Here is a 4,788-nt window from a genome sequence, read left to right as displayed (position 1 = left end):
CGATAAAGGTGATTATCAGCGTGAAGTTCGGGAAATAGCCGAGCGCCTCAAACCACATTGTATTATGTTAGGTAGTATCTCACCCGAGAAAATGCACTATTACTATCCACTGGCAGATATAGTTGTGATTCCTTCTCAATTTCAGGAGCCATTTTGTATGGTGGCTATTGAGGCTATGGGCGCTGGAAGACCTGTATTAGTCAGTACTCGAGGCGGCATGGTTGAGTTTGTTAAAGATAAAATTACAGGCTATCACCTTACAGAGCCGATGACTGCAGAAACTATTGCTCAGGATATTACCAGGGTAATGGCGGAAAGTAGTTTAGCGGATACCGCCCAACGAGGTCAGCAATATGTCTTTGGAAACTATAGTTGGTCTGCGGTTACACAACGGTTTGAAGAGGTTATTTGTAACTGGTTCGAGTGATAAAAAGGCTACATAAAGTAGCCTTTTTTTTACTATTTTATTTATTCTTCAGCGCTAACAGAAAACCTGCAAAAATACCCAACAGATCTAACTCAATCTGCTCAACGTTGCCACGTATAATAAAATAACCGACAAATGAAAGTAAAATTATTATATAAGCATTGTATGGGGAATAGTAATTCTCCCTAAAAGCATGCGTAACACATTCCCTCACAATGCTAGTGTACACCAGTATTAAACCCACAAGTCCAAGTAATCCTGTACCAAACCATACAAAGAGAATAAGGTTGTGTGGTCCAATTGACTCGCGGAATGTCCAGTTTGGATAATCAACAACACGCTTGTTGTATACAATTTTATAAGCGTTATTACCAAAACCATAACCAATAACTGGGTTTTCTAAGATTAGGTCAAACGCACTTCCTTGCGTACCGTTAGTATAGCGGTATGAGCTGTCAGTTTGCTGTAATTTAACGGTCAGGTTTTCTGACATATCTTTGTATGAAAATATAGCTGTCAGAGCAACAATGGCTACGAGGATTCCTACAGTAAGCAATCGCCATTGTTTGTACATGATTATCCATGTAAGAGCAATAATAAATACAGATAACCATGCGCCACGGGACAATGTTCCAAGAATTAAAAAGGTGTATATCGCCCCTAACAACAGGAATAATATACGGTATTTCGCTGATTTAATGAGCCATAGATTCAGAAGCACTGGGAATAAAAACACCATTGCATCTGAAATTCCGCGATGTTGGTAATTAGTAAAAGGCATGATTCCTTGCTTATAGTCCTGATAATAAAGGACAAGTTCTGAAAGGCATCGCAAACTAAGAGCTGTAAGGAACGAGAAGAATATCAACTTTGAAATGGTTTCTTTGCTTTCTTCTCTTAGTAATACAGGGATCGCAATAGTGCATAATAAGACATTTTCAACAACTGAGTTGTTTATCTCTTTCAGGCTAGCTTTTAGTTCAGGAGTGAACACTAAAGAGACGAAGGTAGCGATTACAAGAAATGATACACTTGCAAAAACAAATGTTTTAAAAATTCGAATATAATGTCGAGGATTCTTACATAAATAAACAATCGTTGTGATAGTCATCAGAATGACAATCAAATGTTTATAACGCGTAATACCACCTAAGAAATAGGTGGCGACAAACAGAAATATAAGTCCTCTATTCCAGTTTATCTTCCAGTTTTTTTTCTCATCTAAAAAAAACTTTGTTAAAGCCATCATTTCTCCGACACTTACAGACAATTATTTAAAAAATCGCAATTAATTGATTTCAATACGGTCGAAGAACGTAAGTCTGAAAGATTTTCACTTCCTGAGCGACATACCACTTGATTCTTCCCATACCCACCAATCAATCCTGGGTCCGTTGGACCGTACAACGTAATATTTGGGCGATCCAGTGCAGCGGTTAAATGACTCAGGCCTGTATCAACCGACACCACAAATTTTGCCCCCGCCAGTACGCGAGCGACCTCTCCCAAAGTCATCCGTGGAAGAACATCAACATAAGAAAAACCATTTGCCAGCCTACGGGCTCGTGCTTCTTCATGAGGAGCACCCCATGGCAGTTTAATACGTATGCCAGCGTTATTTAACAAGCCAATTAGCTCCCGCCAGTTGGCTTCTGGCCAGTGCTTATCATCACGCGTTGTGGCATGCAGAAATACGGCATACTGGCCCGTATCAGCATTACGTTCTTTCAGAAAATGCTGAGCGATAGCGTAATCACCCTGCGACTGGGGCCTGGAATATCCCAGACTTTTGGCGAACAATTCACGCGTACGTTCTACCGCGTGCTGCTGTTTGGCAATGTGATGTTTGCGATTATAAAACAGGCTCGCCAATGGTTCGCGCGCCGTGCTCCAGTCCAGACCATGCTTGATGCCACGTGCCAGACGCGTAACCAACGCCGCGCTTTTAACCAGACCCTGCGCATCAATTATCGCGTCATACTGCTGTAAACGCACCGCATCGCGAAAGGCTTTACGCTCGGCTTTAATCGGCGCTGAAAACCAGGCTTTACGCCAGCGGCGGATCGCCACTGGAATAACCCGGTCAACGGCTGCATGCCAGGATGGGATCTGCGCGAAGCCTTCTTCCACTACCCAATCAAATTGAATATCCGGCATGACCTGCTGCGCATCGGTTAATGCCGGTAACGTATGCAGTACATCGCCCATAGACGATGTTTTAACGATCAGTACCCGCATCCGTCAGGCTTCCTCTTGTAACAACAGGTCGTTGAGTTCTTCCAGCACGCGCTGGGGTGTGATGTCAATCAGGCTCTGATGATAGCCTTCTGCTGCATCTCCCTTGCGTACTTTGTGATAGCCCGTAATCAAGCGAATTACGCGCGCCTTGTGTGAAAGCGGCGGAGTAAAATCCGGGCTGCTGGGGCCATACAACGCTACCAGAGGTCGATTCAACGCTGCGGCAACGTGCATTAATCCAGAGTCGTTGGTGACCACCGCTTTGCAGGCGGCGAGCAGAATGACGGCCTGCTCCAGCTGTGTTTCGCCTGCCAGATTACGGCACCAGGGCTGCTGATCAACGCTCAGCGTTGCCAGGATCTCATTTCCGGCTTCATGGTCTTTTGCAGAGCCAAAAAGCACAATCTGATGGCCTTCATCGATCAGCTGCTTCGCCAGATCTGCGTAGTGGTAATGTGGCCAGCGTTTCGCTGGACCAAATTCCGCGCCAGGGCAAAAGCCGATGATGGGGCGTTCGGCAGAAAGGGAAAACTGGCGACAGGTCAGGGACTTTTCACCTTCGCTTACCTGCAACTGCGGCCATAGCAGAGGCTGCGGCAAATCTTTAGCTGACAGCATTACGCCTTTATCATAGGCCAGGGCTACATAGCGTTCGACCATCAGCGGCCAGGCATCTTTATCCAGCACGCGCGCATCGTTTAGCAGGCCGTAGCGCATTTCACCACGCCAACCGGTACGATGGGGAATGCCAGCAAAGAACGGTACCAGCGCGGATTTAAACGAGTTAGGCAGCACATAGGCGCGGTCATAGCGTTTTTCACGCAGGCTATGACCGAGTTTACGCCGCTCACCGATCTCCAGCGCGCCGTGTCCAAGCGGCATGGCGATAGCTTCGTTAACTTCAGGCATGCGCGATAATAACGGACGGCACCATGCAGGTGCCATCACGTCGATTATCGCCTGGGGATAGCGCGCCTTAAGCGTGCGATAGAGACTTTGCGACATCATCATGTCGCCCACCCAGGACGGGCCTACCACCAAAATTTTCATACTTACGCGTCGCGGTTCAGCCAGGCCATATATTCCGTTACACCTTCAGCAACGGTTTTAAAAGGCTTGTCATAGCCCGCAGCGCGCAGATTAGTCAGATCGGCTTGGGTAAACGCCTGGTAGCGACCTTTCAGTTTTTCCGGGAATGGGATGTACTCAATGCTGCCTTTTTTGTGGTACGCAAGCGTTGCATCGGCAACGGCCTGGAAAGATTCCGCACGACCGGTACCAAGGTTAAAGATGCCGGAAACCCCGTTTTCCAGGAACCACAGGTTCACCGCAGCCACATCGCCTACGTAAACGAAATCACGCTTGAAGTTTTCACTGCCTTCGAACAGTTTTGGTGTTTCGCCATTGTTGAGCTGGGTGTTGAGGTGGAAAGCGACGCTTGCCATGCTGCCTTTATGGCCTTCACGCGGTCCGTAGACGTTGAAATAGCGGAAGCCAACAATCTGAGAATTGGCTTCTGGCAGGATCTGACGAACGTACTCGTCGAACAGGAATTTTGAGTAGCCGTAAACGTTCAGCGGTTTCTCATATTCACGGGATTCGATGAAATCAGAAGTGCGACCGCCGTAGGTGGCGGCAGAGGACGCATACAGGAACGGAATTTCACGCTCCAGGCAATAGTGCAGCAGCTCTTTGGAGTATTGATAGTTGTTGTCCATCATATACTTGCCGTCCCACTCGGTAGTGGAGGAGCATGCGCCTTCGTGGAAAATCGCTTCGATATCGCCGAAATCTTCTCCGGCCATAATCTGGATCAGGAAGTCTTCCTTGTCCATGTAGTCAGCAATATTCAGATCCACCAGGTTAACAAACTTGGTGCCATCTTTCAGGTTGTCCACCACCAGGATGTCGGTGATGCCTTTATCATTCAATGACTTGACGATGTTGCTGCCGATAAAGCCCGCGCCGCCGGTAACGATGATCATAAATGTAACCTTCGAATTTTGGAGTCAGAGACAATCTCAGACACTAATGTCTGTAATCATACCATCACATCGGCATCCCTTCAGCCTCTTAAGTAAGATGGTGGGTCGGTAGAAGGCCTATAAACACCAGTATAAGAA

General features: G+C 46.9%; 5 protein-coding genes. 1 reads left to right on the top strand and 4 read right to left on the bottom strand.

What is annotated here, in order from left to right:
• Positions 1–427: glycosyltransferase (locus KQJ19_RS22345; RefSeq protein ID WP_216404172.1), on the top strand; the 427-nt coding region annotated here is incomplete at its 5' end.
• A gap of 37 nt (positions 428–464) precedes the next feature.
• Here the strand turns inward: KQJ19_RS22345 and rfaL are convergent.
• From rfaL to rfaD, 4 genes are read right to left on the bottom strand one after another with little or no spacing between them, the layout of a single operon-like run.
• Positions 465–1,673 carry an O-antigen ligase RfaL gene (rfaL, locus tag KQJ19_RS22340; protein WP_047501657.1) on the bottom strand — a complete coding sequence of 403 codons (1,209 nt, stop codon included), beginning with the start codon at positions 1,671–1,673 and terminating at the stop codon, positions 465–467.
• Positions 1,674–1,687: 14 nt separating this feature from the next.
• Positions 1,688–2,665 carry a lipopolysaccharide heptosyltransferase RfaC gene (rfaC, locus tag KQJ19_RS22335; protein ID WP_049282806.1) on the bottom strand — a complete coding sequence of 326 codons (978 nt, stop codon included), beginning with the start codon at positions 2,663–2,665 and terminating at the stop codon, positions 1,688–1,690.
• 3 nt (positions 2,666–2,668) lie between these two features.
• On the bottom strand, positions 2,669–3,715 hold the full coding sequence (rfaF, locus tag KQJ19_RS22330; protein WP_046275755.1) for an ADP-heptose--LPS heptosyltransferase RfaF: 1,047 nt from the start codon (positions 3,713–3,715) through the stop codon (positions 2,669–2,671).
• A 2-nt stretch (positions 3,716–3,717) separates the two neighbouring features.
• Positions 3,718–4,650, bottom strand: coding sequence for an ADP-glyceromanno-heptose 6-epimerase (gene rfaD, locus KQJ19_RS22325; protein ID WP_003827312.1), 933 nt, complete (start codon positions 4,648–4,650; stop codon positions 3,718–3,720).
• Positions 4,651–4,788: the final 138 nt, after the last annotated feature.

The sequence above is a fragment of the Citrobacter sp. S46_ASV_140 genome, from assembly GCF_018919545.1.
Lineage (GTDB): Bacteria > Pseudomonadota > Gammaproteobacteria > Enterobacterales > Enterobacteriaceae > Citrobacter > Citrobacter braakii.
Note: the sequence above shows the minus strand (reverse complement) of the source record. Positions and strands in the feature narration are given on the sequence as shown.

Coding starts and splice junctions, on each gene's coding strand:
- rfaC (WP_049282806.1), bottom strand. CDS start 2,665: ATGCGGGTACTGATCGTTAAAACATCGTCTATGGGCGATGTACTGCAT.
- rfaD (WP_003827312.1), bottom strand. CDS start 4,650: ATGATCATCGTTACCGGCGGCGCGGGCTTTATCGGCAGCAACATCGTC.
- rfaL (WP_047501657.1), bottom strand. CDS start 1,673: ATGGCTTTAACAAAGTTTTTTTTAGATGAGAAAAAAAACTGGAAGATA.
- rfaF (WP_046275755.1), bottom strand. CDS start 3,715: ATGAAAATTTTGGTGGTAGGCCCGTCCTGGGTGGGCGACATGATGATG.